Origin of the sequence: Mesorhizobium sp. NZP2234 (assembly GCF_013170765.1) — a bacterium.
Lineage (GTDB): Bacteria > Pseudomonadota > Alphaproteobacteria > Rhizobiales > Rhizobiaceae > Mesorhizobium > Mesorhizobium loti_D.
The window spans coordinates 2,361,468-2,386,122 of sequence record NZ_CP033364.1 but is presented as its reverse complement, the minus strand read 5'-3'; the positions used below and the strand labels follow the sequence as shown (position 1 = coordinate 2,386,122).

General features: G+C 62.9%; 29 protein-coding genes. 20 read left to right on the top strand and 9 right to left on the bottom strand.

The annotated features are described in order from the left end of the window. Positions 1-51: 51 nt before the first annotated feature. Positions 52-921 (bottom strand): protein-L-isoaspartate O-methyltransferase, encoded by an 870-nt coding sequence (locus EB230_RS11705; RefSeq protein WP_172372358.1) that lies wholly within the window; start codon positions 919-921, stop codon positions 52-54. A gap of 517 nt (positions 922-1,438) precedes the next feature. Between EB230_RS11705 and EB230_RS11700 the strand changes: the two genes are divergently transcribed. The 7 genes from EB230_RS11700 (at position 1,439) to EB230_RS11670 (ending at position 10,184) form a co-directional block, all read left to right on the top strand. After that, a complete protein-coding gene (locus EB230_RS11700) occupies positions 1,439-3,067 on the top strand; it encodes a DUF2778 domain-containing protein (RefSeq protein ID WP_172372356.1) in 1,629 nt (542 codons plus the stop codon). Positions 3,068-3,194: 127 nt separating this feature from the next. Beyond that, positions 3,195-6,476 carry an excinuclease ABC subunit UvrB gene (gene uvrB / locus EB230_RS11695; protein WP_246738934.1) on the top strand — a complete coding sequence of 1,094 codons (3,282 nt, stop codon included), beginning with the start codon at positions 3,195-3,197 and terminating at the stop codon, positions 6,474-6,476. A gap of 373 nt (positions 6,477-6,849) precedes the next feature. Continuing rightward, positions 6,850-8,376: an ABC-F family ATP-binding cassette domain-containing protein gene (locus EB230_RS11690; RefSeq protein ID WP_172372354.1), complete on the top strand. Its 1,527-nt coding sequence runs from the start codon at positions 6,850-6,852 to the stop codon at positions 8,374-8,376. Between the two features lie 109 nt (positions 8,377-8,485). Next, the gene (locus EB230_RS11685; protein ID WP_056578891.1) at positions 8,486-8,872 is read left to right on the top strand and encodes a nuclear transport factor 2 family protein; all 387 of its coding nucleotides are present in this window, start codon (positions 8,486-8,488) and stop codon (positions 8,870-8,872) included. A gap of 94 nt (positions 8,873-8,966) precedes the next feature. Next, positions 8,967-9,149, top strand: coding sequence for a hypothetical protein (locus EB230_RS11680; RefSeq protein ID WP_056578894.1), 183 nt, complete (start codon positions 8,967-8,969; stop codon positions 9,147-9,149). A 161-nt stretch (positions 9,150-9,310) separates the two neighbouring features. Further along, positions 9,311-9,727: a glyoxalase/bleomycin resistance/extradiol dioxygenase family protein gene (locus tag EB230_RS11675; RefSeq protein ID WP_172372351.1), complete on the top strand. Its 417-nt coding sequence runs from the start codon at positions 9,311-9,313 to the stop codon at positions 9,725-9,727. 103 nt (positions 9,728-9,830) lie between these two features. Further along, positions 9,831-10,184, top strand: a complete 354-nt coding sequence (locus tag EB230_RS11670) for a DUF1428 domain-containing protein (protein WP_056578899.1) — start codon at positions 9,831-9,833, stop codon at positions 10,182-10,184. A 55-nt stretch (positions 10,185-10,239) separates the two neighbouring features. Here the strand turns inward: EB230_RS11670 and EB230_RS11665 are convergent, their stop codons facing one another. Then, the gene (locus tag EB230_RS11665; protein ID WP_172372349.1) at positions 10,240-11,874 is read right to left on the bottom strand and encodes a sulfotransferase; all 1,635 of its coding nucleotides are present in this window, start codon (positions 11,872-11,874) and stop codon (positions 10,240-10,242) included. A 187-nt stretch (positions 11,875-12,061) separates the two neighbouring features. Then, entirely contained in the window at positions 12,062-12,286 is a 225-nt protein-coding gene (locus EB230_RS11660; protein WP_056578905.1) for a hypothetical protein, read from the bottom strand. 327 nt (positions 12,287-12,613) lie between these two features. Between EB230_RS11660 and EB230_RS11655 the strand changes: the two genes are divergently transcribed. From EB230_RS11655 to EB230_RS11630, 6 genes are all read left to right on the top strand, one after another. Further along, a complete protein-coding gene (locus EB230_RS11655) occupies positions 12,614-12,820 on the top strand; it encodes a cold-shock protein (RefSeq protein WP_056578908.1) in 207 nt (68 codons plus the stop codon). 162 nt (positions 12,821-12,982) lie between these two features. Next, positions 12,983-13,252, top strand: a complete 270-nt coding sequence (locus EB230_RS11650; protein ID WP_056578911.1) for a hypothetical protein — start codon at positions 12,983-12,985, stop codon at positions 13,250-13,252. Further along, a complete protein-coding gene (locus tag EB230_RS11645) occupies positions 13,249-13,515 on the top strand; it encodes a hypothetical protein (protein WP_056578914.1) in 267 nt (88 codons plus the stop codon). The genes EB230_RS11650 and EB230_RS11645 overlap by 4 nt, the downstream gene beginning before the upstream one ends. 42 nt (positions 13,516-13,557) lie before the next feature. After that, a complete protein-coding gene (locus EB230_RS11640; protein ID WP_171883285.1) occupies positions 13,558-13,695 on the top strand; it encodes a hypothetical protein in 138 nt (45 codons plus the stop codon). An 88-nt stretch (positions 13,696-13,783) separates the two neighbouring features. Further along, positions 13,784-14,002 (top strand): hypothetical protein, encoded by a 219-nt coding sequence (locus tag EB230_RS11635; protein ID WP_056578918.1) that lies wholly within the window; start codon positions 13,784-13,786, stop codon positions 14,000-14,002. A 154-nt stretch (positions 14,003-14,156) separates the two neighbouring features. Next, positions 14,157-14,774 carry an NAD(P)H-dependent oxidoreductase gene (locus EB230_RS11630; protein ID WP_172372347.1) on the top strand — a complete coding sequence of 206 codons (618 nt, stop codon included), beginning with the start codon at positions 14,157-14,159 and terminating at the stop codon, positions 14,772-14,774. Between the two features lie 16 nt (positions 14,775-14,790). On the opposite strand, the gene EB230_RS11625 is transcribed toward EB230_RS11630, so the two are convergent. Next, positions 14,791-15,201 carry a Kazal-type serine protease inhibitor gene (locus tag EB230_RS11625; RefSeq protein ID WP_172372345.1) on the bottom strand — a complete coding sequence of 137 codons (411 nt, stop codon included), beginning with the start codon at positions 15,199-15,201 and terminating at the stop codon, positions 14,791-14,793. A 502-nt stretch (positions 15,202-15,703) separates the two neighbouring features. On the opposite strand from EB230_RS11625, the gene EB230_RS11620 reads away from it, so the two are divergent. The 3 genes from EB230_RS11620 to EB230_RS11610 all read left to right on the top strand — a co-directional run bounded on the left by EB230_RS11620 (position 15,704) and on the right by EB230_RS11610 (position 17,067). Beyond that, on the top strand, positions 15,704-15,916 hold the full coding sequence (locus EB230_RS11620; protein ID WP_006202520.1) for a cold-shock protein: 213 nt from the start codon (positions 15,704-15,706) through the stop codon (positions 15,914-15,916). 323 nt (positions 15,917-16,239) lie between these two features. After that, the gene (locus EB230_RS11615; protein WP_008877668.1) at positions 16,240-16,452 is read left to right on the top strand and encodes a cold-shock protein; all 213 of its coding nucleotides are present in this window, start codon (positions 16,240-16,242) and stop codon (positions 16,450-16,452) included. A 186-nt stretch (positions 16,453-16,638) separates the two neighbouring features. Continuing rightward, positions 16,639-17,067 carry a BA14K family protein gene (locus tag EB230_RS11610; protein ID WP_056578922.1) on the top strand — a complete coding sequence of 143 codons (429 nt, stop codon included), beginning with the start codon at positions 16,639-16,641 and terminating at the stop codon, positions 17,065-17,067. A gap of 144 nt (positions 17,068-17,211) precedes the next feature. Here the strand turns inward: EB230_RS11610 and EB230_RS11605 are convergent, their stop codons facing one another. The 3 genes from EB230_RS11605 to EB230_RS11595 all read right to left on the bottom strand — a co-directional run bounded on the left by EB230_RS11605 (position 17,212) and on the right by EB230_RS11595 (position 19,346). Further along, positions 17,212-17,850 (bottom strand): MBL fold metallo-hydrolase, encoded by a 639-nt coding sequence (locus EB230_RS11605; protein ID WP_056578925.1) that lies wholly within the window; start codon positions 17,848-17,850, stop codon positions 17,212-17,214. A 142-nt stretch (positions 17,851-17,992) separates the two neighbouring features. Then, on the bottom strand, positions 17,993-18,307 hold the full coding sequence (locus EB230_RS11600) for a hypothetical protein (protein ID WP_056578928.1): 315 nt from the start codon (positions 18,305-18,307) through the stop codon (positions 17,993-17,995). A 145-nt stretch (positions 18,308-18,452) separates the two neighbouring features. Next, a complete protein-coding gene (locus EB230_RS11595) occupies positions 18,453-19,346 on the bottom strand; it encodes a branched-chain amino acid aminotransferase (protein ID WP_056578931.1) in 894 nt (297 codons plus the stop codon). Between the two features lie 260 nt (positions 19,347-19,606). On the opposite strand from EB230_RS11595, the gene EB230_RS11590 reads away from it, so the two are divergent. The 4 genes from EB230_RS11590 (at position 19,607) to EB230_RS11575 (ending at position 23,651) form a co-directional block, all read left to right on the top strand. Next, complete coding sequence (locus tag EB230_RS11590; protein WP_056579037.1) at positions 19,607-20,140, top strand: MarR family transcriptional regulator; 534 nt, start codon at positions 19,607-19,609, stop codon at positions 20,138-20,140. After that, positions 20,127-20,846: a response regulator transcription factor gene (locus EB230_RS11585; RefSeq protein ID WP_056578934.1), complete on the top strand. Its 720-nt coding sequence runs from the start codon at positions 20,127-20,129 to the stop codon at positions 20,844-20,846. The genes EB230_RS11590 and EB230_RS11585 overlap by 14 nt, the downstream gene beginning before the upstream one ends. Before the next feature lie 145 nt (positions 20,847-20,991). Further along, complete coding sequence (locus EB230_RS11580; protein ID WP_081295141.1) at positions 20,992-22,407, top strand: ATP-binding protein; 1,416 nt, start codon at positions 20,992-20,994, stop codon at positions 22,405-22,407. 221 nt (positions 22,408-22,628) lie between these two features. Next, on the top strand, positions 22,629-23,651 hold the full coding sequence (locus tag EB230_RS11575) for a glycosyltransferase family 1 protein (protein WP_056578937.1): 1,023 nt from the start codon (positions 22,629-22,631) through the stop codon (positions 23,649-23,651). 25 nt (positions 23,652-23,676) lie between these two features. Here the strand turns inward: EB230_RS11575 and EB230_RS11570 are convergent, their stop codons facing one another. Together EB230_RS11570 and EB230_RS11565 are read right to left on the bottom strand one after the other, a co-directional pair. Next, positions 23,677-24,036, bottom strand: a complete 360-nt coding sequence (locus EB230_RS11570; protein WP_056578940.1) for a tRNA-binding protein — start codon at positions 24,034-24,036, stop codon at positions 23,677-23,679. 17 nt (positions 24,037-24,053) lie between these two features. Beyond that, positions 24,054-24,554 carry a YbjN domain-containing protein gene (locus tag EB230_RS11565; RefSeq protein WP_013893499.1) on the bottom strand — a complete coding sequence of 167 codons (501 nt, stop codon included), beginning with the start codon at positions 24,552-24,554 and terminating at the stop codon, positions 24,054-24,056. Positions 24,555-24,655 lie beyond the last annotated feature (101 nt).

Here is a 24,655-nt window from a genome sequence, read left to right as displayed (position 1 = left end):
AGCCCCTTGATGCGGCGGTTCAGCCCAACAGGCTTGGACCGGCGCGGCAACTCATCCGTTGTGCGTGCCGACGATCTGGTCGCCTTCCAGCTTGGTGAACGGCACGAACGGCACCACCTTGCCATTGTAGATGTCCGAGCGGACGATGTTGAACGTGCCGTCGGCGAGTTGCTGCTTGATCACCTTCAGCACGTGCTGGGCGCCCGGCGGACCGACCGGAATGACCATGACGCCGTTGGGCTTGAGCTGCTGCAGCAGCGAAGGCGGGATGTGGTCGATGCCGCAGGTGACGATTATCTTGTCGAACGGGCCGACGCTCTCCCAGCCATAATAGCCGTCGGCACTGCGGCTGGTGACGGAGCCGAACACGCTGTATCCGCGATCAATCAGCGCGTCATAGGTGCGGCGGGTGCGCTGTGCCAGCGGATTGATGATCTCGATCGTGTGTACCTTGTCGGTGAGATTGGCCAGATAGGCCGACTGGTAGCCGGAGCCTGTGCCGACCTCGAGCACGGCTTCGCCAAACTGCACATCGATAGCCGTCGTCATGCGCCCGACGAGATGCGGGCCGGAAATGGTCACGCCGTAGCCGATGTCGAGGAAGGCATGATCATAGGCTCGCGCGAGATTCTGCGGCAGCACGAATTCCTCGCGCGGAGTGGCGAGGAAAGCACGCTTGTTGCGGTCGTCCAGCACGTCCTTGTTGTAGACCATGACCTGGAAGCGATCGAATCGCTCGGCCAGGAACTTCGGATCCTCGCCCCGATTGGCCACCATCCAGTCGATGAACGATTTTTTGTCATTGAATGGGAGTTCGGCGTTGCGGTCGTAGGGAACCGGCACATTGGCCCTGACCGAGGCCGGAAGAATGGAAAACGCCGCAGCACCCGCCGACAGCGCCAAGAAGTCGCGACGCTTCATGGAAAAAGCCTCCAAAAGTGGCCTTTGCCACCCCAAAACCAAGCACTTTAATCCGATTGCACCGCCTCCCAAAACGAGTCAATGGCCGCCGGAAGGCAGCCGCCGGGCTCAGGATTTTGTGGCAGGAGGGCAACAGTCGGCCGATCGACAGGGTCTTTTTCGGCCGAAACGATCGGCAACCACCCCTCACCCAGCATGATCCCGGGTGGCTTTTTGCTGATTTGGCGCAGGCTGTTTCGCTTGACTCGGCCGTCAAAAACAGGCAGCAAACTTGCTTCGGAAGGGCTGCAATACCGCGTGCATGATCGTGGACGAGCCTTTTTTGGCACAAAGTCCACGTCTCTTGGTTGGTTTTGAGAGGGATTGGTTAACCAACTTTGTCCATATTTTGAAGCAATCGGCAACCAACGACAGGCGCGGCAAACGCGTCGGGGACCACCTGGGATCACTCGCAGAATGGTCGTCGCGGCTGACAAGGCCACGTACGGGGAAAACCGATTGGAGCAAGATTGGTTGCATGGCGTTGTCGAGTAAACGAAAAATAATCCGGGACCAGCGCGAGGGCGGCGAGTTCGTCGATGCGCCTCGCACCCCTTCCTTCAACCCGCAACGGCTCGTCCGCTGGGTCGCGGTGCCCGGTGTCAGCGCTGCCGTCGGCCTCTGGCTGGTCGGCACCATGGCCGGCCTCAGTTCCGTGGGCGCCTCGTTGTCGGCGACATCGGGCGGCCTGCCGCAGACGCTGTCCATGCCTGGCTCGCTGGCGCTGGCCGATCCGCTGAAGCAGCATTTCCTCATATCCTCGGCGCCTTTCGTGCTCGCCAATGCCCATGGCGGCGCGCAGGCGCTGCACGATCATGCCGTGCAATGCGGCGCCAGTTGCTTCAAGCTGGCCCGCGTGAGCCCGCTGGCGAAGAAATCCGCACGCCTGGTGGCGCAGGCAAAACCGGAACAGCCAATTGTGAAGTCGAAAGCGCAGGAGCGTTTCGAACGCGTGGAAGCGTCGCTGTCGCCGACCAAGCTTGCCGCCGCCCTTGCCGGTGCCGGCAAGCCTGTTGCCACGGCCGACGCCCGCCCGGTGATTTCCAAGGCCGCGCCGCGGATTACCGAGGCCTCGCTGGTGCCTTCCGTTCAGGTCATGGCCAGCCTGTCCGATGACATGCCGGCTCCAGCGGCGGAACGCTTCGCTCCTGCCGATACCGGTTCGGTTGTCGTGCAGACCGCGCCCGCGCCGATGGGCTTTGCCCAGTCGGAGACGCCTGACAATGCGCAACTGGCGCTGGCCCTCGTGCAGTCGATGCCCGTCGAGGACGAAGCATTCGCCTCGCCGCTGCCGATGACCGAATCCTCCGCCGATGTCGCGGTTGCGCCTGTCGAGACCCAGCAGGAACAGCCCGGTGATGCCGCCTCCTTGCCGGATGCGCTGACCGACGACGTGCCGCTGCCGACCCGTCGCCCGCAATATGACGCGCCGCAACCCAAGGCCGTGGAACAGGATGAGCCGGCGCCGCAGCCCAGGATTGCCCAGCCCAAGCTCGCCCAGCAGAAGCCGGCGCCGCAGGCAAGGCCGGTCCAGCAAGCCCAGCCGGCAAGGCCAGCCCGCGCCGGCCGGTCTGGCGAAGGCGGCGACGTGCTGGCCTATGCCAGGCCGGATACGCCCTCTGGCGGCCTCGGCCAGGCGTTCAGGAACCTGTTCAACGGGCCGAGCGCCGGAAGCGGAGCCGGCCACGGCGTCGCCGTCTATGACATCAGCGCCAAGACCGTCTACATGCCCGACGGCCAGCGGCTCGAGGCACATTCGGGTCTCGGCGCCATGGTCGACCAGCCGCGCTATGTCGACGTCAAGGATCGCGGCCCGACGCCGCCCAACACCTACAATCTGTCGCTGCGCGAATCCCGCTTCCATGGTGTCGAGGCCATACGCCTGACACCGGTGAATGGCGGCAACAAGTACAACCGCAACGGCCTGCTCGCCCACACCTACATGCTGCGCGGCGGCCGCGCCGAGTCCAATGGCTGTGTCGTCTTCAGGGACTATGCCCGCTTCCTCGCCGCCTTCAAGAAGGGCAAGGTCACGCGGCTCGTCGTGGTGCCGCGCCTGAACGGATCGGCGACCCGCGTGGCGGCGGACAACGCACGCGGCGCCTGACCGCGACACGCAGGCAATCCCTGGCACTGCCTCCTCCTGACAGCCTTCTGTCAGGAGCTGCGTCGGGGCATGCGGCTTGCCACATCGCGCTCTTTCCATTTTCACCAAGACCTCCCATATTCGGGTCATGGCCAAATCCCCCGAAAAAAGAACGCCGCCGACGGCGGACGACCGCGCCGCGCCGAAGCGGCGCAGCCCACTGACAGATTTCCTCGACGCCTCGGAACCGCTGCACAGGGGCGGCTTCGCCGAGATGCCGCAGCCTGAACTCTCGGGCACGCCGCTGAGCGGTTCAATCGCCGACTGGGCCGAGCAGATCGAGCAGGAGGCGGAACGCGAAGGGCGCCCCTTAATCTTCCCCCTCGAGGGGGAGATGTCGCCAAAGGCGACAAAGGGGGTCGCCGCGGAAGGCACCGCTGGAGCGCCGAGCCCGGTCGAACCGACCCCACCCGGCGGCTCTGCCGCCACCCTCCCCTCGAGGGGGAGGGAAAGCGCCAAGTCGAAGAAGATCCCCGAACGCTCCGCCACGCCCGGACGCACGGCGCGTGGCACCTCGATGGGCGGCGCGGCCACCGCCCGCGAACGCGCGGCGGCGGGCCTCAATCCGGTCGCCGGCCTCGATGTTTCGCTGGAAGAAGCCGAGACGATGACGTCGAGCGGCGTCACGGCGACGGTCGCCGCTCTGTCGGCACTGATCGAATCCGGCAATCCGCTGCACAAGGACGGTGTGTTGTGGACACCGCACCGTCCCGCCCGACCGGAAAAGTCCGAGGGCGGCATCACCATCAAGATGGTGTCGGATTTCGAACCGGCCGGCGACCAGCCGACCGCGATCAAGGATCTTGTCGAAGGCGTCGAAAACAACGACCGCACCCAGGTGCTGCTTGGCGTCACCGGCTCCGGCAAGACCTTCACCATGGCCAAGGTGATCGAGGAGACGCAGCGCCCCGCCCTGATCCTGGCGCCCAACAAGACGCTGGCCGCGCAGCTCTATTCCGAGTTCAAGAAATTCTTTCCCGACAACGCGGTGGAGTATTTCGTCTCCTATTACGACTACTACCAGCCGGAAGCCTACGTTCCGCGCACCGACACCTTCATCGAGAAGGAATCCTCGATCAACGAGCAGATCGACCGCATGCGCCATTCGGCGACGCGGTCTCTGCTCGAGCGCGATGACGTCATCATCGTCGCCTCGGTGTCCTGCATCTACGGTATCGGCTCGGTCGAGACCTATACGGCGATGACCTTCCAGATGCAGATCGGCGACCGGCTCGACCAGCGCGCTTTGCTCGCCGATCTCGTCGCCCAGCAATACAAGCGCCAGGACATCAATTTCGTGCGCGGCTCGTTTCGCGTGCGCGGCGACACGATCGAGATCTTTCCGGCCCACTTGGAAGACCGCGCCTGGCGCATCTCTATGTTCGGCGACGAGATCGAGCAGATCACCGAGTTCGACCCGCTGACCGGCCAGAAGACCGGCGAGCTGAAGAGCGTCAAGATCTACGCCAATTCGCACTATGTGACGCCGCGCCCGACGCTGAACCAGGCGATCAAGTCGATCAAGGAAGAACTCAAGCACCGGCTGGTGGAACTGGAGCGGGCCGGCCGCCTGCTCGAAGCACAGCGGCTGGAGCAGCGCACCCGTTTCGACCTCGAAATGCTGGAAGCCACCGGCTCCTGCGCCGGCATCGAGAACTATTCGCGCTACCTCACTGGCCGCCAGCCGGGCGATCCGCCGCCGACCCTGTTCGAATACATTCCCGACAATGCGCTGGTCTTCATCGACGAAAGCCACGTCACCGTGCCGCAGATCGGCGGCATGTATCGCGGCGACTTCAGGCGCAAGGCGACGCTGGCCGAATATGGCTTCCGCCTGCCCTCCTGCATGGACAACCGGCCGCTGCGCTTCGAGGAATGGGACGCCATGCGCCCGCTCTCCGTCGCTGTTTCGGCGACACCTGGCAGCTGGGAAATGGAACAATCCGGCGGCGTCTTCGCCGAGCAGGTCATTCGCCCGACCGGCCTGATCGATCCGCCGGTCGAGGTGCGCCCGGCGAAAAGCCAGGTCGACGATGTCGTCGGCGAGATCCGCGAGACCACGGCCGCCGGTTATCGCACGCTGGTCACGGTGCTGACCAAGCGCATGGCCGAGGATTTGACGGAATACCTGCACGAGCAGGGCGTGCGCGTGCGCTACATGCACTCCGACATCGACACGCTCGAGCGCATCGAGATCCTGCGCGATTTGCGCCTCGGTGCCTTCGACGTGCTGGTCGGCATCAACCTTCTGCGCGAGGGCCTCGACATTCCCGAATGCGGCTTCGTCGCCATTCTCGACGCCGACAAGGAAGGATTCCTGCGTTCGGAGACCTCGCTGATCCAGACCATCGGCCGCGCCGCCCGCAACGTCGACGGCAAGGTCATCCTCTATGCGGACCAGGTCACCGGCTCGATGGAGCGAGCGATGGCCGAGACCAACCGCCGCCGCGAAAAGCAGATGGAATGGAACGCGGCCAACGGCATCACGCCGGAATCGGTCAAGTCGCGCATCTCGGACATTCTCGACTCGGTCTACGAAAAGGACCACGTCCGCGCCGACATCTCGCAGTTCACCGACAGCGCCGGCGCCATGATGGGCAACAACCTCAAGGCCCATCTCGACGCCATGGAAAAGCAGATGCGCGACGCCGCCGCCAATCTCGACTTCGAGAAGGCCGCGCGCATCCGCGACGAGATCAAGCGTCTGCGCGAGATGGAACTCTCGATCTCCGAAGACCCGCTTGCCAAATACGCCGACATGGAAAGCCCGGTCTCGGGCCGCGAAAAGGGCAAGCACAACAAGGGCGTTGCCAAACACCGTACGGCGGAGGAGCAGGAGCGGTTCCGGAAGCTCGACGAAGCGCGCGCCACCGAAGAGGCAGCCAAGGCGGCCCGGCCCAACCTCTTCCGCAAGCCGGCGCTTGACGAGATGGGCGCCGATGGCGCCGTGCCGGTGAAGAAGCCGCTCTTCGCCAAGCCATCGATTGACGACATGGGCCCGGGCACCGACATGCCGACGCCGGCAGGTGCCGTGTCGCGCTCGCTGTTCAAGAAACAGTCCGCCCAGGAAGCACACGGCTCCGATTTCGGCATTCCCGGCGAGCCGGTCAAACCGCTGTTCAAGAAAAACTCGCTCGACGAGATGACGGTGCGGCGCACCGAAAAGCCGGTCGAGGGAAAGATGCCGGCAAAGCCCCAGCCGATCTCCGCCCAAGCGAGGGCCGGCAGGACAGAGGGGGCCGCGAAGGAAGGCGACGATTCCGCCAAACCAATCGTTCGCCAGCGCGCCGGCATTGGCTCCTACGAGGATCCAGGCGATGCCCGCAGAGAGAAGCGCCGGCCGGGCAAGACGGGGCGGCCGGGGCGGTAGCGCTCTTCCCCTTCTCCCGTTGTCGGAGAAGGAAACTTCGCTCCACTTGCCTCCACCCCTGCCTTTGGTGTAATCGCTCCACACACTCGAACGTCTTGAAAGGAGGGCTCACGTGTTTACGTTTCATCGTCACCATCGTCAGCGTGGCCCGATTTCTGCCCTGCGAGCTAGCTTGCAGGGCTGACCAGGGACGGTCCGGGTTTTTTCCCGCTTCGATTTTTTGGTCTGCCCTTCGTGGTGCGCAACGCCGAGCCTGATGGCCAGCACGCGCACCGTCAAAGTGCATCCGGAGGTGTCTCCGGCAAGAGCGCATGACCCCAAAACCCGGATGGTTTTCGGAAAGGATCATGCGCCAACCAAAAAGCGGAATCCAATGGCCCTGATCAGCCTCAAATCCCTCGGCGTCACCATGAGTGCGCCGCTTTTCGCTCACCTCGACCTCACCATCGGCACTGGCGACCGGCTCGGCATCGTCGCCGCCAATGGCGGCGGCAAGTCGACCTTGCTGAAATGCCTGACCGGCGAGATGGAACCGACCTCCGGCGACATCACCCGCACACGCGGCCTGCGCGTCGGCCATGTCGAGCAGGCCGTTGCCCCTGCCTTGCTTGGACGCACCTTCCATCAGGTGGTTGCCGATGCCTTGCCCCCCGAGCAGGCCGACAGCGAGATGTGGCGCGTCGACGTGGTGCTGGATTCGCTCGACGTGCCCGAGCCGATGCGCGAACGGGAAATGCGGGCGCTGAGCGGCGGCTGGCAGAGGCTGGCGCTGATTGCCCGCGTCTGGGTCACCGATCCCGACGTGCTGCTGCTCGACGAGCCGACCAACCATCTCGACCTTGCCCGCATCAGCCAGCTGGAAAGCTGGTTGAACGCCCTGCCGCGCGAAGTGCCTGTTATCATCGCCAGCCACGACCGCGCCTTCCTCGACGCCACCACCAACCGGACGCTGTTCCTGCGGCCGGAACAATCGCCGGTGTTTGCGCTGCCCTACTCCCGCGCCAGGCAGGCGCTCGACGAGGTCGACGCCTCGACGGCACGCAAGTTCGAACGTGACATGAAGGTCGTCCAGCAGCTGCGAAAGCAAGCCGCCAAGCTCAACAACATCGGCATCAATTCCGGCAGCGACCTTTTGACGGTGAAAACCAGGCAGCTCAAGGAACGGGCGGAAAAGCTGGAAGAGGCGGCGGTATCGGCGCATCGCGAGAAATCGGCCGGCGCAATAAAACTGGCCAATCGCGGCACCCACGCCAAGGTTCTGATCACGCTCGACGACGCGGCGGTGGAAACGCCGGACGGCACGCTGCTGTTCAGGACCGGCAAGCGCCATATCTGCCAGGGCGACCGCATCATTCTGCTCGGCCGCAACGGTGTCGGCAAATCGCGCTTCGTCGGCCTGATCCGCAACGCCGTCGTCGAGCCCGACACGATCGCGAATGTGAAGGTGACGCCGTCGACGGTGCTCGGCTACAGCGACCAGGCGCTGTCGGGCATCAGCGGCGACGACACGCCGCTGGCGATGGTGTCGCGCCGCTATGATGTTGGCGAACAGCGCGCCCGCTCGTTGCTTGCCGGCGCCGGCGTGGTCATCGAGATGCAGGAGAAAAAGATCGGCGTCCTGTCCGGCGGCCAGAAGGCGCGGCTGATGATGCTGGCGCTGAGGCTCGCCAACCCCAACTTCTACCTGCTCGACGAGCCGACCAACCATCTTGATATCGATGGCCAGGAAGCGCTGGAGGAAGAACTGCTCAAGCACCAGGCCAGTTGCGTCCTGGCCTCGCACGACCGCTCCTTCATCCGCGCCATCGGCAACCGCTTCTGGCTGATCGAGAAGCGGCGCCTGACCGAGGTCGAGGACCCCGAGGACTTTTTCCGCCAAGTGGCTGACGCGGGTGGTTGAAGGCGATGCCCTTGGCCGGGCCGGCATTCGAGCTTGCCGGCCCGCACTTTCCCGCCAGCCGAAAAAGGCGCATCCTCAGGGTTTCGCAAGCCGAGGGAGGAGACCGGTCATGCGCGGGGTGGACGTCGTCAAGACCCTTTATGATGCCTATGCGAAACGCGACATCGTGGGCGCGCTGGCCCACTGCTCCGACGACGTCGTCTTCCGCTGGGTCGCCGAACCGCAGGCGCCTTATATCGGCACGGGCAACGGCAAGCAGGAATTCCTTGCCCGCCTCATGGGGCTCGACGGTGATTTCGAATACCGGAACTTCGTCCCGGTGGACATTATCGACGGCGGCGACAAGGTCGCGGCGCAGGTCGAAATCCATTTGACGCGAAAAACCACCGGCAAGGAATTCGTCATGCGCGCCGCCAACTTCTGGACCCTGCGCGACGGCAAGGTCATCGAGATGGTGGAATATTACGACACGGCGCTGGCCGCCTCGGTCAGCTGAAATAATTTCGACGACCTGTCGGATCGCCTGAACCCGCCTCGTCCTTGGGATGCCTACACGATGATGCCGGCATCAACCCAGGGAGAACCTTGTCATGTCCGTCCTTTCATCCATCGGTCGCATCGCCACCCAATATGCGGCAGCACGAGCCCGCCATCGCAGCGAACGCATCCTGCTCTCGCTGCCAGCCGAACTGCGCAAGGACATCGGCTTTCCGGAACTCTTCGACGCGCAGAACAGCCGTCGTGCAACCACCTTCACGGCCAAGGTCATATGACCGCGGCCAGCCTGTCCATGCGATTGTCGCTCAAGACCTCCAGTCGTCCGGCCTGCCCGGGCCCGGCCCGCTAAAAAAATTTTCGCGGCCATGTAGAATTGCCGTCACCTCGTGCGTCCTAGGCTTTGCAAGGCCAAGCCAAATGCAAAGAGGAGCAAGACATGACCGACCAGACCCCACCACGAGCCGAAGTGCTTGGCGGACTGACCCCCTATCTGCAGGTCGACGGCGCCATCAAGGCCGCCGAATTCTACAAGAAGGCCTTTGGAGCCGAGGAAGTCTTTGCCTATCCGGCTGACGAAAAAGGCCGCACCATGCACATCCATCTCCACATCAACGGCTCGACGCTGATGCTGGGCGATGCTTATCCCGAACACGGCCACCCGCATAAGGATGCGCAGGGCTATACGCTGCAGCTCCATCTCGACAACGACGATATCGACGCCTGGTGGCAACGCGCCGTCGATGCCGGCTGCGAGATCGCGACACCGCTGCAGGTGATGTTCTGGGGTGACCGCTGGGGCCAGGTGAGGGATCCCTTCGGCGTCGCCTGGGCGATGAACGCGCCGGTGAAATAGGGTTCCCTGGCGAGCAGGCGTCGCCCGCCAGGGCTGACGCGCTCACCGCGCCGGGTCGTACCCCCGCCGACCCGGCGCTCATTTTTCAACAGAGGAGTTTATCATGTCCTATGTCGATGGTTTCGTGCTGGCCGTTCCAAAAGCCAAACTCGACGACTACAAGAAGCTCGCCAACCTCGCGGGCCCCATATGGATGGAACACGGCGCGCTGGCCTATGTCGAATGCATCGGCGACGACGTGCCCTATGGCGAGGTGACCTCGTTTCCGCGTGCCGTCCAGGCAACGGACGACGAGATCGTCGTCTTCGCCTGGGCGGTCTATGAATCCAGGCAAAGCCGCGATGCGGTGATGGCCAAGGTGATGGCCGACCCGCGTTTGACACCCGATCTGGGCCCCATGCCCTTCGATATGAAGCGCATGATCTTCGGCGGCTTCAAGCCGTTCATAGAGCTTTGAATTGCTCGGCCCCAAGGTAGGTTTGGATTGAGGTCAGGCCGGCCTCACCTCAATATCAGCCTAGCTTGTCGAGCAGCGGCTTCAGCCGATCCCCATAGCGTTTCCACAGATCGACCGAGCCTTGATACATCGGCTGGCGCACCTGCGCGGCGGAAGCCGTGCGCACCGGCCGGTCGGTATCGTGGAAGGACAGCACGGCATCGTCCCATGGCAGGCCGAGATAGTCGATGAGGGCCCGGCTTTGCCCTTCCTGATCGGCGACGAAATCCTCGTAGCGCACATCATGCACGACGCCGGGCAGAACGCTGTGCCAATGCGCCATGATATCGGTGTAGAGATTGTGGAAATCTGCGAGTTCGCCCAGGTCGTAGCCGTAGCGGTGGCTGTCGCCCCGGAAATGCACCTTGTAGATCGACAGGCAGGTTGCCGCCGCATCGCGGGCGACGTGGATGATCCTGGCCTTCGGCATCATCATGTGGATGAAGCCGATAAGCAGGAAGTTGCCCGGCATCTTGTCGGTGACGTGGCTGATATGCGGATAGCGGGCATGCAGCATGTCGAGATAGGCTTGGCCTGCCTCGGCAAAATCCGAATCGTCCACGTCCGATACACCCCAGGGGAAGCCACCCGGCATGGTCGACGGGAACTGCTTGCCGACCGCCTTCTTCAAGATGCTGAGCTCGCCCGCGCCATAGACCTTCGGATGGCTGGCGATGATCTGCTCGACCAGCGTCGTGCCCGAACGCGGCATGCCGACGACGAAGATCGGCGCGTCATCGGTGATTGGGCTCGGTCTGTGCCTTTGGAAGAACCCGGCATCGAATACCGTCTTCATCGCCTCGAAATCCGCACGCGTCCTGACGGGATCGTAATTGATGCCCTTGCGGCGAATGGCATTGCCTTCGGCGAAATAATCGAAGGCCCTGTTGTAGTCCTTCAAATCGTCATTGGCCTTGCCGAGGCCGAAGGACAGCTGCATGCGTGCCAGGCTGTCCTGCGGCGCCTTGGCGTGCTGGGCTTCCATGCCGGCCAATTCGGCATCGCGCTCCTTCTGACGCTTGACCTGCGTCAGCATCAGCCAGGCCGTGGCCATGCCGGGATTGATCGCCAGCGCCTGCCGGAACAGATCGGCCGCCTCGTCAAGCTTGCCCTTTTCCATAAGCCCGACGCCGAGCCCGTGCAGCAGGTCGGCATCCTTGGGGCGGATGGTCAGCGACTCGCGAAAAGTCGCCAGCGCCTCATCCAGCCGCCCGGCTTCCTGCAGGGTTTCGGCAAGCCCGATGCGGGCGCGCACATGAAATGGATTGCGCGCGACCGTGCCGCGATAAATCTCTTCGGCCTCCTCGAACTGGCCGAGCTGGTTCAGCGACGAGCCGAGATTGTCGCGCGCCGCGAGCTGGTCCGGCCGCAGATCGACCGCTCCACGGAAGAAATCGATGGCCGCGGCAACGCGGCCGAGGTCGCGCATCACCGTGCCGAAATTGTTGAGGAAATCGGGATTCGTGGGCTGCAGGCTCACGGACTGCTCGAGGAGATCCAGCCCTTCTTCACTGCGTCCGGTCTGATGCAGCAGCAGCCCCAGGAAATGTGCCGCGGCCGCGTGTCTGGGCTGACGCGCCAGCACCTGCCGGTAGATTGACTCAGCCTCTTGCCGGCGCCCTGCCTGATGCAGTTGCAGCGCCTGCTGCACATACTGGTCGAGGCCCAGCGGCGGCTGTCCGCCCGCGCCAGACCTGGCTCCCGCACCCGCCGCTCGTCTCTGATCTCTGTTAATGGGAAACCTGCCGTGTTTGTCCGCCTCCCGCGATCTAGGCCATTGGCGCGGCGGGTTCAAGTCTCCGTGTGGTTCCGCGGCCTTTCCATCGCCTTGAACGCGATCAGATCAGCCGGTTGGTCTCGGCGACCTGTCTGGCCCGCCTTGCGGTGCCATCGGTATCGGCGATCGTTCGCCTTGCCGCCTCATCGCTTCTGATGGTCAGCCGTGCCGACTTGACGATCATCGGCTGGCCATTGGGGCCAACGGCAATGGCATGTATGGCGATTGGCTTGATGACGGGATTGACCGCGACGGTCTTCGCCCTTGAGCTTCTTGTGGAAACCATGGTTCTATCCTTATTCCGGAGTAAATAAAAATATGAGCACTGGGAAAATACCCCAGCGCGCTCTCAAGAATTTTTAGAAATATGCCAAACCATAGCAGAAATATCTGAACGTCTATAGCGATCTATTTTTCGGCTGCGGCGAGTTTATTTCCTGAATCACCTTGAAGTGGTCGCCCGATCGATCTACATAAAGGACATCGTTTTGGCCAGAATTGGCATCTCGCGGCGTCAGAGGTTCTCGACCCGCCAAATCTCATTCCAAATCGTTGCTACCGGACGCGCCGCACCTTCGCCGCGCGACGATCTCTCGATACGCGAAAGACACATATGAACACCGGAACCGTGAAGTTCTATAATGGCCAGAAGGGCTTCGGCTTCATTCAGCCGGCCGATGGCGGCAAGGACGTTTTCGTCCATGTCAGCGCGCTGGAGCGCGCCGGTTTCCCGGGGCTTGCGGAAGGCCAGAAGCTTCAGTTCGAACTGGAGCGTGACGGCAAGGGCCGCGATTCGGCCGCCAATCTGCAACTGATCTGATCAGGCCGAATTCGATGAACGCTGACCACGGATGTACTGGCAGCTCTCGAAAGAGGCTTATTTCCAGCGATAGCCGGAAATAGGAAAGCGGGGCTTGTCCCCGCTTTTTTTGCATTGGGTTTTACGTGACGCCCAACGCGTGGGCACATCAAGGCCAGGACAATGTCGGACCGAACCACCCATTCCATCGCGCATTTCGCGGCTCCCTTCATGCTCGGCGGGCTGGAAGGACCGTTGCCGGCTGGCGACTACGACATCGATCAGGACGAAGAACTGATCGAGGGCGTGTCACGCATTGCCTGGCGCCGCGTCGCCACCTTCATTCACCTGCCGGCAAGGGCGGTGAAAAACCCGGCCACCAGCCAGCTTGTCGCCATCGACCACCTCGAACTCGAAAACGCGCTGAAGCGCGACCGGGAGAATGCAGCATGATCCGTTTCCAGCAGAATGCGCGTCCGCGCACAGACACCCCCTCGCATCTCTTCGCCATCGGCCAGACCGTGCGCATGAAAAGCCGTGGCGGCCTCCTCCTCAAGACGGCCGAACTGTTCGAGATCAAGAGCAGGCTGCCGGTCAAGGACGGCTCGCCGCAATACCGCATCCGCAGTGACCAGGAGACCCACGAACGGGTCACCACCGAAGACAATCTCGAACCGGCCGGCAATCCGGTGGTTGGCAACAATCCGGCGGCCTGAGACCTCAGCAACGTCAGACAACCCGCACGAGGAGCAGACAATATGGCCAAGGGCCAACAGCGCAGCAACCGCGAAACACGCAAACCCAAGAAGGACAAGGTGGTGGCCAAGCCCGCCTCTCCGTTCGGCTCGTCGGTCAAGCAGGCCGAGAGCGGCCTGAAGCCGAAATCCAAGGGCTGACAGCCTGGGGTGCCTCGCGCGCCCTGCTCCCAAGCAGGCGACGAACTGACAAAAGAGGCCCTTGCCAAGTCCTGCCACGGAGGCTTGCTTGAACTTCGTCATCGAGTTCTACCGGTCGCGCGACGCCGAGGAGGCGACGCTCGACAGGGTGTCGCTGGAAGCACCGACGCTACGCGCCGCCCTGCAGGGCGCGGCCGCTCTGTTCCATAGCCTGGCCATGCCGCAAATCCCCGACCGCCTGCGCATTTCGGATGAGCATGGCAGCGAGCTTTATGCCGGTCCGGCCGATGGAGAGTATCCGGTCTAGGGCCGCCTAGCGCTTTGGTTTCGACGCAATTCCGGGCGGAAAACCGTTCACACTTTTCCTGGAACTGCTCCGGGCAGCCACACCTGCATCATTGCCGCGCAACCGCGACCGGCCCGCGACGTTCACCCTGCATATCGACACGCAGGAGCCGCCAATGTCCCTCACCGCCTTTGCCATCAACTGTTCCCTGAAAGCCTCCGGCGACAAGGAAAAATCCTCCACCGACAAGATCGTCGCCGATCTGCTCTCGGCGCTCAAGCCGCATGGGGTGAAGGGCGAGGTCGTGCGCGCCCTCGATCACGACATCAAGGCCGGTGTGCTCTCCGACATGGGCAAGGGCGACGACTGGCCCGACCTGCGCGCGAAGATCATCGCTGCGGACATCTTCATTCTTGGCCTGCCAATCTGGATGGGTCAGCCTTCCAGCGTCGCCAAGCGCGTCATGGAGCGCATGGATGCCTTTCTCGAGGAGGCCGACGACAAGGGCCGCATGCCGGCTGCCGGCAAGGTGGCGCTGGTGGCGATCGTCGGCAATGAGGACGGCGCACACCATTGCCATGCCGAATGCTTCCAGGCGCTCAACGATGTCGGCTTCACCATACCGGCCAATGGCGGCGTCTACTGGGTGGGCGAAGCCATGGGCGACGTCAACTATGTCGACCTGCCGGCGACCCCCGAAAAGGTCACCGGAATGATCGAGATGGCTGCATCAAATGCGGCACATCTGGCTGCCCTGTTGAAGGGCAAAGCCTATATCGGCGTGGACAAGTAACGGAGTTCCCGCCTCCTCAGCATGGCCCATCGCCGACAATGCGGTAGTCCGCGGCGCGGGCTTCGCAGGCATTGGGGAAGCTGCGCGTCTCGCCGCGGCGGCGGGCGCAGACCGGAGCATATTCGCGGGTGCAGAACGTCTGCTCTTCACCGCCACCACCGCCACCGCCGTCGCGGCAAGGACCGTCGCGCACGATGCGGTAACCGGCGCGGTCGGCAAGGCAGGCATTGGCGAAGGTCTGGCGATCGCCGCCGCGCCGGGCACAGACCGGCTCGTATTGCCTGGTGCAGAATTGCGGTTCTGGACGCGGCGGACGTGGACGAGGTCCCGGCCCGTCATCGACGACGACGGTACAGGCGGCCAGCAGCGCCGACAGGAACAGGATGGCAAACCCTTGCCTCGAAAAAACCGACGCCAGGAATTTCATGCTGATCTCTCCCTCGATCCCATCCCCGATTTCGATCCTCGCCATTCGCCCTTCAAATGCAACCCCGTTCGCGGCTGTCCACACGGCAAATGGCGGTTGGGCCATGGCGGGCATTCGACCGCGCCGCTGGCAACGCTGGCCCATGAGTGACCTTGTCCGTGGGCCGATGACCGGCCGGGCAAGCAGGCCTATTTGCGGCCGGTCGACGCCCAGATCGGTCGATTCTTGCGTCGGGATGCGCCCAATGTGGCGGCCCGCGGCGCTATCTTGCAACCTTCACGTTTCCGTGCGATAAATTCCGTGTTCGGGCATTTGCGACCCGGAGAGCGGAACGTTTTGGACGACCTTTCCCCGATACTGTGAATCTCTGACGGCCCCGTTTTCGGCGGGGGGTTTGACCATGCGCCAATGCATGACTGCCGAAGCAACCACCGGGAACTGCCCTCGACGCCAGGTGGCGGGCAGGACCACCAAAGACTGAACGGGTGAAGGAGTTTCCCCAATGGCCCAGACCGGCACCGTTAAATTCTTCAACGCGACCAAAGGCTTCGGTTTCATCACGCCAGACGGCGGCGCCAAGGACGTGTTCGTCCATATTTCCGCGATCGAGGCATCGGGCCTGCGCACGCTCGTCGACGGCCAGAAGGTCACCTTCGACGTCGAGCCGGATCGCATGGGCAAGGGCCCGAAGGCGGTCAACCTCCGCGCTGCTTGAACCATCGGCGCGCCGCGCTTCCCTGAGGGCGAGCGAACGAGGCTCCAGAGCTTGCCCAGCCTCTGGGCACGCGGACAGATTTTGAAAGGCGCGGCGGTTTTCGTCGCGCCTTTTTCATGCCCGCGATGCAGCATGAATGCATGCCGCCCCAAAGGGATCCGGCTTTGGATCGACGACATGCATCATAACAAGGGCTTAAAGCGTGAGGCGCTCTAAGTGCCTAAAAAACTTTCTCTTGCCGATGACGCTAAAATAAAGGACAAATTTCCTCTCGGGCATTTGCCGGCCCGAGACTGGAGTTTATGGGATCAAAGGAGCTTCCCATGCCGCAGACCGGCACCGTCAAATTCTTCAATCATGCCAAAGGCTTCGGCTTCATCACGCCGGACGATGGCGCGAAGGATGTCTTCGTCCATATTTCGGCCGTGCAGGCGTCGGGTCTTCCCGGTCTCGAAGATGGGCAGAAAGTAACATTCGACACCGAGCCGGACAAGCGCGGCAAGGGGCCCAAGGCGGTCAACCTGTCTGTCGGCTGAGCGGCTTCACGCTGTCGGCTCCAGCAGGGCAGCCCAGCTCATTTGGAGCGTGGTTCTTGACGCCCTCTCGGACAGGCGGGGCGAAATCCGTTCAGCCTCCGTTCAGCCACGGTCGCATATTAGTCTTGGGTAAAGCCGGACCGCATCCCCTGCAAAACTGCACGGCCCGGTACGAAGGAGACCAAGATGAACAGAATTTTCAAGACAGCCGTGCTGTCCGCCGCCATGGCCGCGACGATGCTCGTGGCCCTGCCCGCGGCCAATGCCGATGAGTGGCGCCATCACCGCCACCACGGAAATGGCGACGCCATTGCCGCCGGCGTGCTTGGCCTCGCCGCCGGCGCCCTGATCGGTGGCGCGCTGGCCAATGACCAGCCCCCGCCTTACGCCGACCGCTACTACGATGACGGTTATTACGATCGTGACGTGCGGATCCGCCCGGCTCCGGTCCGCCGCTACTATGCGGAGCCGCGGGTGGTCTATGCCGATCGCTATGCCGAACCGTGGACGCGTGACTGGTACGAATACTGCTCCGACCGCTACCGCACCTTCAACTCCCGCACCGGCACCTTCACCGGCAATGATGGCGAGCAGCATTTCTGCACCGCCAACTGAGTGCGTGTCGCCCAAAAGCGCGCAGCGGTTTTGGGACAACGACTTGCACCAAACAAAGCGCGAAAGCGCTTAGGGCTTCCCTGCCCCAGACAAAAAAGCGCTGACCGCAAGGTCAGCGCTTTTTGTTGGGCGCCCGGGTGTGGTTCACGTCAGGAACGGATTGGTCCTGCGCTCCTCGCCAAAACGGCCGCCAGGACCGTGGCCGCAGATGAAGCCGATATCGTCGCCCAGCGGCAACAACTTGTCCTTGATCGAGGCGATGAGCGTCGCATGGTCGCCGCCCGGCAGGTCGGTGCGGCCGACCGAGCCACGGAACAGCACGTCGCCGACATGGGCGAACTTGGCCGCGCGGTTGTAGTAGACGACGTGGCCCGGCGCGTGGCCGGGGCAATGCAGCACCTCGAAGACGTGGCCGCCGAACGACACGGTCTCGCCCTCGGTGAGGAACCGGTCGGGCACACAGTCGCGTGAGCCGACAATGCCATAGCGCTTGCCCTGGTTCTCCAGATTGTCGAGCAGGGGCTTGTCGGCTTCGTGCGGACCGATGATGTCGATGCCGAGCGCCTCCTTCAATTCCATGGCACCGCCGGCATGGTCGATATGGCCATGCGTGATCCAGATTGCCTCGGCCCTGATCGCATTGTCCTTCAGCACTTCCAGCACCTTGTCGATGTCGCCGCCCGGATCGACGACGACACCACGCTTGTCGTCCATGTCGAACAGGATGGTGCAGTTCTGCTGAAACTGTGTGACCGGCACGATGCCGGCATTGAGCTGACCCATGATCGTCCTTTCGTATCCTTGGCGTGATGTAGAGGTGCCGGCGAAACGCGTCCACCCCCCGAAAGACGAACAGTCAGTCGTCTGAAAAACAGAAATGGGCGGCCGAAGCCGCCCATTTGAACAAACCTGAGACCGTCGGACCTTACTTCTTCATGGCGCCCAGGACCGCACCGATGATGCCGGTCAGGATCGCGCCGCCGCCGGCGCCGCCGACGATGTTCTGCAGGTTGAGCGCGCTGCCCAGGCCGCTCGTCGCAGCCGCTGCCGCAGCCGGATCGACCCCGTGGCCGAGCAGGCTGCCCAGGATCGCCGCGCCGCCGACGCCGCCAATGGCGCCACCCAGGATTTTGGGCAGCTGCCCAAGCGCCGCGGTCTTGATCGCAGCACCCACCGCCTGACCACCGATGATGCCTGTAATGATCTGGATGATGATCGGAAGAAGCGTGTTCATGTCCATAAGATGAGTCCCTCCATAGCTGCCAGCCTCCCGGGCCGACACCATCATGAGACGCCGAATTGGATGAAAGTCAAATGCAGAAACGCTGAAATAAAAGGGGCGGCTCGAAAACCGCCCCTGCTTGCGTGAAAAGCTGTGACTATCGTTATTCTGCGGCGATCGCGTGCTTGGGCTGAACCGCGGCAGAATAGTCGTTCATAAGGTTCTTGGCGATCTCGCCGACCTCGAATCGGTAAGGGCCGATTTCCGAAACCGGCGTTACTTCCGCCGCTGTCCCGGTCAGGAAGCATTGCTCGAAGCCTTCGAGTTCTTCCGGCATGATGGCGCGTTCGATCACTTCCAGGCCGCGATCCTTGGCCAGGCCAATGACCGTGCGGCGGGTGATGCCGTCGAGGAAGCAGTCGGGCGTGGGCGTATGGATCTTGCCGTCCTTGACGAAGAAGATGTTTGCGCCCGTTGCCTCCGCCACTTGCCCGCGCCAGTCGAGCATCATGGCGTCGGCATAGCCCTTTGCTTCGGCCGCATGCTTGGACATGGTGCAGATCATATAGAGGCCGGCGGCCTTCGACTTCGAGGGCGCCGTGCGCGGGTCGGGCCGGCGCCATTCCGCCATGTCGAGGCGGATGCCCTTGAGCTTCTGAGCCGGGTCGAAATAGCTCGGCCACTGCCAGATGGCGATGGCGACGTTGATACGATTGTTCTGCGCCGAAACGCCCATCTGCTCGCTGCCGCGCCAGGCGATCGGCCTGACATACGCATCCTGGAAACCCTGCTTCTTCAAAAGCTTGGTCGAGGCATCGTTGAGCTCGGCGACCGCATAGGGAATCTTGAAGCCGAGCAGGCGCGCCGATTCATGCAGGCGCTCGGTGTGCTCGTTGAGCTTGAAGATCTCGCCTCCATAAGCGCGCTCGCCCTCGAAGACGGCGCTGGCGTAGTGCAAACCGTGCGTCAGCACATGGATCTTGGCGTCGCCCCACGGAATGAACTCGCCATTCATCCAGATAAAACCGTCCAGTTGATCGAAGGGAACGGATGCCATGGTAACCTCCCGCGGGCCGCGGCCCGAATATCTCAGTGTCGTTGCGTGTTCTTTTTGGCCGCGCGGTACGATTTGAGACGCCGGCCGGTGTCTCGAAGCGTAGGCGGATAATCGCGCTCTGGCAAACTCAGGAAATTCCGGAAAAACCGGCTTGCCTTGCCTTTTCGTTCGCAATCCGCCCAAAAGCTTGTCAAAAATTACCATTGCAGGGAAATTACGTCAATAGTACTGACATAATCTCCCGTTCCCATGGAGAAATGATGACGGATCGAAGCCCATCTGCCGGAAAACCGATCAGGACCGCGATGTCAGTCGAGGACGGCATCGACTTCGCCATCATCGAACTGTTTTTCTTCGCCTATCGCGACTTCACCTCCGATCCCGACCAGATCCTGGCCGACTATGGCTTCGGCCGTGCCCACCACCGGGTGCTGCATTTCGTCAACCGCAGGCCGGGCCTGACGGTTGCCGAACTGCTCGACGTGCTGAAGATCACCAAGCAGAGCCTGGCGCGGGTGCTCAAGCAGCTGATCGACACCGACCATATCGTGCAATTGCAGGGCCCGCGCGACCGCCGCCAGCGCGAACTCTACCCGACAGCCAAGGGCCGGGCACTGGCACTGGCGCTGGCGCGGCCACAGTCGCGCCGCATCCGTGCTGCATTGGAAGATTCCGGCGCCACCGAACGGACCTTGGTGGAACGCTTCCTCGAAGCGATGGTCAATCCGGAACTGAGAGCTCAGATCGACGTTGGGTCCGCAAAAATGTCAGGAAAAAGCCATGGAGAGCACTGAGAGGGTCGATCAGGCGGTCGCACCGGACGACGATGCGCCGCATCTGCTTGTGGTCGACGATGACACGCGCATCCGCAATCTTCTCAAACAGTATCTGACCGAAAACGGCTTTCGCGTTACCGTCGCCGGCAATGCCGGCGAAGCCAGGCGCAAGCTCGCCGGCCTCGATTTCGACCTGCTTGTACTCGATGTCATGATGCCAGGCGAAAGCGGCGTCGATCTCACCAAATCGCTGCGCGCCGAAAAGAACGTGCCGATCCTGATGCTGACGGCATTGTCTGAAACCGACAGCCGCATCTCCGGGCTGGAGGCCGGCGCTGACGATTACCTGCCCAAGCCCTTCGATCCGCGCGAGTTGATCCTGCGCATCAACAACATCCTGCGTCGCGGCGGCCCGGCGACGACGCCCAAGGTCGAACAGCTGGTCTTCGGTCCCTACACCTTCCAGATCGCCAGGCGCGAACTGAAGCGAGGCGGCGAGGCGCTGAAGCTGACAGACCGCGAGCAGGAGATCCTGGCGATCTTCGCGGCGCGGGCCGGCGAGACCATCCCGCGCCACGAACTGGTCGGCGACGATTCGGAAGTCGGCGAGCGCACCATCGACGTGCAGATCAACCGGCTGCGCCGCAAGATCGAGCGCGATCCGTCCAACCCGGTCTGGCTGCAGACCGTGCGCGGTATTGGGTATCGGCTCAGCGTGGAATAGAATATCGGGCGCGGCTCTAGGGCATGATCCCGAAAAATGGGAATCGGTTTCGGAAAGATCATGCTTCAACAAAGAGTTGGATCAGGAAGGCGATTGAACCAGACGTCGTTCTGATCTAGTGCCGCGGGCGAAATGAAAAGAGCCAATGGCGACCACGGAACTGGAACAGCCGGGAAATGACGGCTTGAGCGCACGCGCCACGCGAACGCTCAAGGCGGTGCCGCGCATCTGGAACCGGTTCTGGCGCCTCGTTTCGCTTTACATGCCCAAGCGCCTTTATGCGCGCTCGCTGATCATCGTCATCGCTCCGATGATCCTTTTGCAGTCGGTGGTCGCGTTCGTCTTCATGGAACGCCACTGGGCAACGGTGACGCAGCGCCTGTCGCAGGCCACCGTGCGCGACATTGCCGCCATCATCGACCTGGTCGAGACCTACCCGCACGATGCCGATTACGCCAACATCATCCGCATCGCGCAGGACCGCATGCAGCTGAAGGTCGATTTGCTGCCGCCGGATCCCTTGCCGCCGCCCGGTCCAAAACCGTTCTTCTCGATCCTCGACGACGTGCTCTCGGCCGAGATCACCCGCCAGATCAACCGGCCGTTCTGGATCGACACGGTCGGCAATTCCAACATCGTCGAGGTGCGCGTCCAGCTTGAAGGCAAGGTGCTGCGCGTGTTCGTGCGCCGCAGCCAGGCCTATGCTTCGAACACCCACATCTTCCTGATCTGGATGGTCGGCACCTCGCTGGTGCTGTTGATGATCGCCATCCCCTTCCTGCGCAACCAGATCCGGCCGATCCTGACGCTCGCCGAGGCCGCCGAAAGCTTCGGCAAGGGCCGGCCGATGCCGCGCGATTTTCGCCCGCGCGGCGCCGAAGAAGTTCGCCGTGCCGGCTTTGCCTTCATCCAGATGCGCGAGCGCATCGAGCGCCAGATAGAACAGCGCACCGCCATGCTGACCGGCGTCAGCCACGACCTCAGGACCATCCTCACCCGCTTCAAGCTGCAGCTGGCGCTGGCCGGCGGCAAGGCCGAGACCAAGGCCGCACTCAACCAGGACATCGATGACATGCAGTCGATGCTGGAAGGCTATCTCGCCTTTGCCCGCGGCGAAGCTTCGGAGGACCCGGGACGTTTCGATCTCGAAGCCTATTTCCAGAAGCTCGGCGAGGAAGCCGCCTTGCGCAAATGCAAGCTGTCGACGACGCTTTCCGGCGACCCCACGGTGCATGTACGGCCGAACGCCTTCGCGCGGCTGCTGTCCAACGTCATCGGCAACGCCTTCCGCTATGCCAAGACGGTGGAGGTCGATGCCAACCACGGCCGTGGTTCGCTCGTGGTCACCGTCGACGACGACGGTCCCGGCATTCCGGTCGACAGGCGCGAGCACGTGTTCAAGCCCTTCGTTCGGCTGGACGAAGCTCGCAACCTTGATGCCAGCGGCACCGGGCTCGGCCTGTCGATCGCCCGCGACATCGCCCGCAGCCATGGCGGCGACATCACCCTCGACGACAGTCCGCTCGGCGGCCTGCGCGCGGTGATCAAGGTCCCGGCCTAGGCGAGCTCAAGTACCAGGCGAAGGATCAAGCTTCATCCGCCCGTCATGAAATCATGGTGAAGAGCGCGCATGAAGCGCGCGACCACACTTGATTCGGCCCAACCGCCTCACTTCGACCCCGTGCCCACCCGGGTGCGCTGGAGCGAAGCGAGGGCGGCAGGCTGGTCGCCGTTCCGGCATCGTCTCAAGGCAACAGTCGACCTTTCCAGCAAAGGGCCGCCATGCGCATATTGATGGTCACCGACGCCTGGCGCCCGCAAGTCAACGGCGTCGTCCACACGCTGGAGCGGCTCACCGAAACGCTCAAGTCCTTCGACGTCGCGGTGGATTTCCTGACGCCCAACATCTTTCGCACGCTGCCCCTGCCGACCTATCCCGACATCCGCCTGGCGCTGACCACGCCCGGCCATGTCGCGAAGCTGATCGACGGCTACAAGGCCGACCACATCCACATCGTCACCGAGGGGCCGCTCGGCATCATGGCGCGGCGCTATTGCCGCAATGCCGGCCGGCCGTTCACCACCAGCTATCACACACGCTTCCCCGAATATCTGAGCGCACGCCTGCCGGTGCCTGAGAGCTGGGCCTATCGCTGGCTGCGCGATTTCCACAATTCCGGCCAGGGCACGCTGGTGGCCACCCAGTCGCTCGCCGACGACCTTTCGGCGCGCGGCTTCAACAAGCTGAGGCCATGGACGCGCGGCGTCGACACCGACCATTTCCGTCCGGACAAGAGGAAGGATCTCGGCTTCCCCGGTCCGGTGTTTCTCTGCGTCGGACGCGTCGCCATCGAAAAGAACCTGCCTGCCTTCCTCGACCTCGACCTGCCCGGCAGCAAGGTGGTGGTCGGAGAGGGTCCGGAGCTTGCCAGGCTCAAGGCGCGCTACCCCAACGCGCATTTCCTTGGCCACCGCCCCAATGACGAACTGGCGGAGATCTACGCCTCCGCCGACGTCTTCGTTTTCCCCAGCCGCACCGACACGTTCGGCAATGTCATCATCGAGGCGCTGGCCAGCGGCACGCCGGTCGCCGCCTATCCGGTCACAGGCCCAATCGACATTGTCGGTGACGGCATCGGCGGCGCGGTCTCCAACGATCTGCGCGAGGCCTCGCTTGCAGCGCTCAACGTCAGCCGCGATCAGGCCCGCGAACGCGCCATGCGCTACAGCTGGAAAGCCTGCGCCGAGATGTTCATGGATACGGTTGAAGAGGCGCTCGGCAGGACGCGCAAGCTGGCGGCGTGATGGATCTCGCGCAGGGCGGCGGAGGTTAGAACAGCCGCCCGCCGTCCGGCACCTTGCGCTCGATGGCGCCCAGCACCACGGCGCCCTCCTCGTCGGGAAAACCGAGCGTCAGCACTTCCGACATGAACGGCCCGATCTGGCGTGGCGGGAAATTGACCACCGCGAACACCTGCCGGCCGACCAGCGTTTCAGGCGTATAATATTTGGTGATCTGCGCCGACGATTTCTTCACCCCGATGTCAGGTCCGAAATCGATCTTCAGCTTGAAGGCAGGCTTACGTGCCTCGGGAAACGGTTCGGCCTCGACGATCGTGCCGGCGCGGATGTCGACACGATCGAAATCGGCAAAACTGATCTCGGGCTTACGCTCGCTGCTCGAACTCATGTCTCTGCCCTACTGGCTCAGGCGTTGCCGTAGGTCTCGAACAGCACGCCGGCAAGCGCATCCTTGGCCGAGGTTCCCGACCAGACGACGAACTGGAAGGCCTGGAAATAGCATTCGCAGGCTTCCAGCGCCGAGGACAAAAGCACCTCGACCTGCTGGCTCGACGGCTCGACCCCACCGGCCAGCAGCAGCGACTGGCGGAACATGATCGCGCCCTCCTGCTCCCACAGGTCGAAATGGCCGAACAGCATCTGTTCGTTGATCAGCGACAACAGCCGCATCACTTCCAGCGCACGGGTCTCCGGCACCTTGATGTCGAAGGCGCAGGCTAGGTGCAGCGCCTCGAAATCCTCCATCCAGGAGAAGGAGACGTGATAGTCGGTCCAGCTGCCAGCGACCGAGATCGAAATTTCATCATCGCCGGCCCTTTCGAAGGACCAGTCATTGTTGTGGGCCACCTGCTCGATAACATCCACCGGATGGATTTCGCGGGAGAATTCGAGTTCGAGAAGTTCCATGGAATGCTTCCTGTCGTTCTGAGGAGCGCCGCCACACGCTCCGCGGGAGGGCACACACAACGAACAATCTGATCTAGAACTCGGACGGCCAGGACTTTCTT

Coding starts and splice junctions, on each gene's coding strand:
- EB230_RS11705 (WP_172372358.1), bottom strand. CDS start 921: ATGAAGCGTCGCGACTTCTTGGCGCTGTCGGCGGGTGCTGCGGCGTTT.
- EB230_RS11700 (WP_172372356.1), top strand. CDS start 1,439: ATGGCGTTGTCGAGTAAACGAAAAATAATCCGGGACCAGCGCGAGGGC.
- uvrB (WP_246738934.1), top strand. CDS start 3,195: ATGGCCAAATCCCCCGAAAAAAGAACGCCGCCGACGGCGGACGACCGC.
- EB230_RS11690 (WP_172372354.1), top strand. CDS start 6,850: ATGGCCCTGATCAGCCTCAAATCCCTCGGCGTCACCATGAGTGCGCCG.
- EB230_RS11685 (WP_056578891.1), top strand. CDS start 8,486: ATGCGCGGGGTGGACGTCGTCAAGACCCTTTATGATGCCTATGCGAAA.
- EB230_RS11680 (WP_056578894.1), top strand. CDS start 8,967: ATGTCCGTCCTTTCATCCATCGGTCGCATCGCCACCCAATATGCGGCA.
- EB230_RS11675 (WP_172372351.1), top strand. CDS start 9,311: ATGACCGACCAGACCCCACCACGAGCCGAAGTGCTTGGCGGACTGACC.
- EB230_RS11670 (WP_056578899.1), top strand. CDS start 9,831: ATGTCCTATGTCGATGGTTTCGTGCTGGCCGTTCCAAAAGCCAAACTC.
- EB230_RS11660 (WP_056578905.1), bottom strand. CDS start 12,286: ATGGTTTCCACAAGAAGCTCAAGGGCGAAGACCGTCGCGGTCAATCCC.
- EB230_RS11655 (WP_056578908.1), top strand. CDS start 12,614: ATGAACACCGGAACCGTGAAGTTCTATAATGGCCAGAAGGGCTTCGGC.
- EB230_RS11650 (WP_056578911.1), top strand. CDS start 12,983: ATGTCGGACCGAACCACCCATTCCATCGCGCATTTCGCGGCTCCCTTC.
- EB230_RS11645 (WP_056578914.1), top strand. CDS start 13,249: ATGATCCGTTTCCAGCAGAATGCGCGTCCGCGCACAGACACCCCCTCG.
- EB230_RS11640 (WP_171883285.1), top strand. CDS start 13,558: ATGGCCAAGGGCCAACAGCGCAGCAACCGCGAAACACGCAAACCCAAG.
- EB230_RS11630 (WP_172372347.1), top strand. CDS start 14,157: ATGTCCCTCACCGCCTTTGCCATCAACTGTTCCCTGAAAGCCTCCGGC.
- EB230_RS11625 (WP_172372345.1), bottom strand. CDS start 15,201: ATGAAATTCCTGGCGTCGGTTTTTTCGAGGCAAGGGTTTGCCATCCTG.
- EB230_RS11620 (WP_006202520.1), top strand. CDS start 15,704: ATGGCCCAGACCGGCACCGTTAAATTCTTCAACGCGACCAAAGGCTTC.
- EB230_RS11615 (WP_008877668.1), top strand. CDS start 16,240: ATGCCGCAGACCGGCACCGTCAAATTCTTCAATCATGCCAAAGGCTTC.
- EB230_RS11610 (WP_056578922.1), top strand. CDS start 16,639: ATGAACAGAATTTTCAAGACAGCCGTGCTGTCCGCCGCCATGGCCGCG.
- EB230_RS11605 (WP_056578925.1), bottom strand. CDS start 17,850: ATGGGTCAGCTCAATGCCGGCATCGTGCCGGTCACACAGTTTCAGCAG.
- EB230_RS11600 (WP_056578928.1), bottom strand. CDS start 18,307: ATGGACATGAACACGCTTCTTCCGATCATCATCCAGATCATTACAGGC.
- EB230_RS11595 (WP_056578931.1), bottom strand. CDS start 19,346: ATGGCATCCGTTCCCTTCGATCAACTGGACGGTTTTATCTGGATGAAT.
- EB230_RS11590 (WP_056579037.1), top strand. CDS start 19,607: ATGACGGATCGAAGCCCATCTGCCGGAAAACCGATCAGGACCGCGATG.
- EB230_RS11585 (WP_056578934.1), top strand. CDS start 20,127: ATGGAGAGCACTGAGAGGGTCGATCAGGCGGTCGCACCGGACGACGAT.
- EB230_RS11580 (WP_081295141.1), top strand. CDS start 20,992: ATGGCGACCACGGAACTGGAACAGCCGGGAAATGACGGCTTGAGCGCA.
- EB230_RS11575 (WP_056578937.1), top strand. CDS start 22,629: ATGCGCATATTGATGGTCACCGACGCCTGGCGCCCGCAAGTCAACGGC.
- EB230_RS11570 (WP_056578940.1), bottom strand. CDS start 24,036: ATGAGTTCGAGCAGCGAGCGTAAGCCCGAGATCAGTTTTGCCGATTTC.
- EB230_RS11565 (WP_013893499.1), bottom strand. CDS start 24,554: ATGGAACTTCTCGAACTCGAATTCTCCCGCGAAATCCATCCGGTGGAT.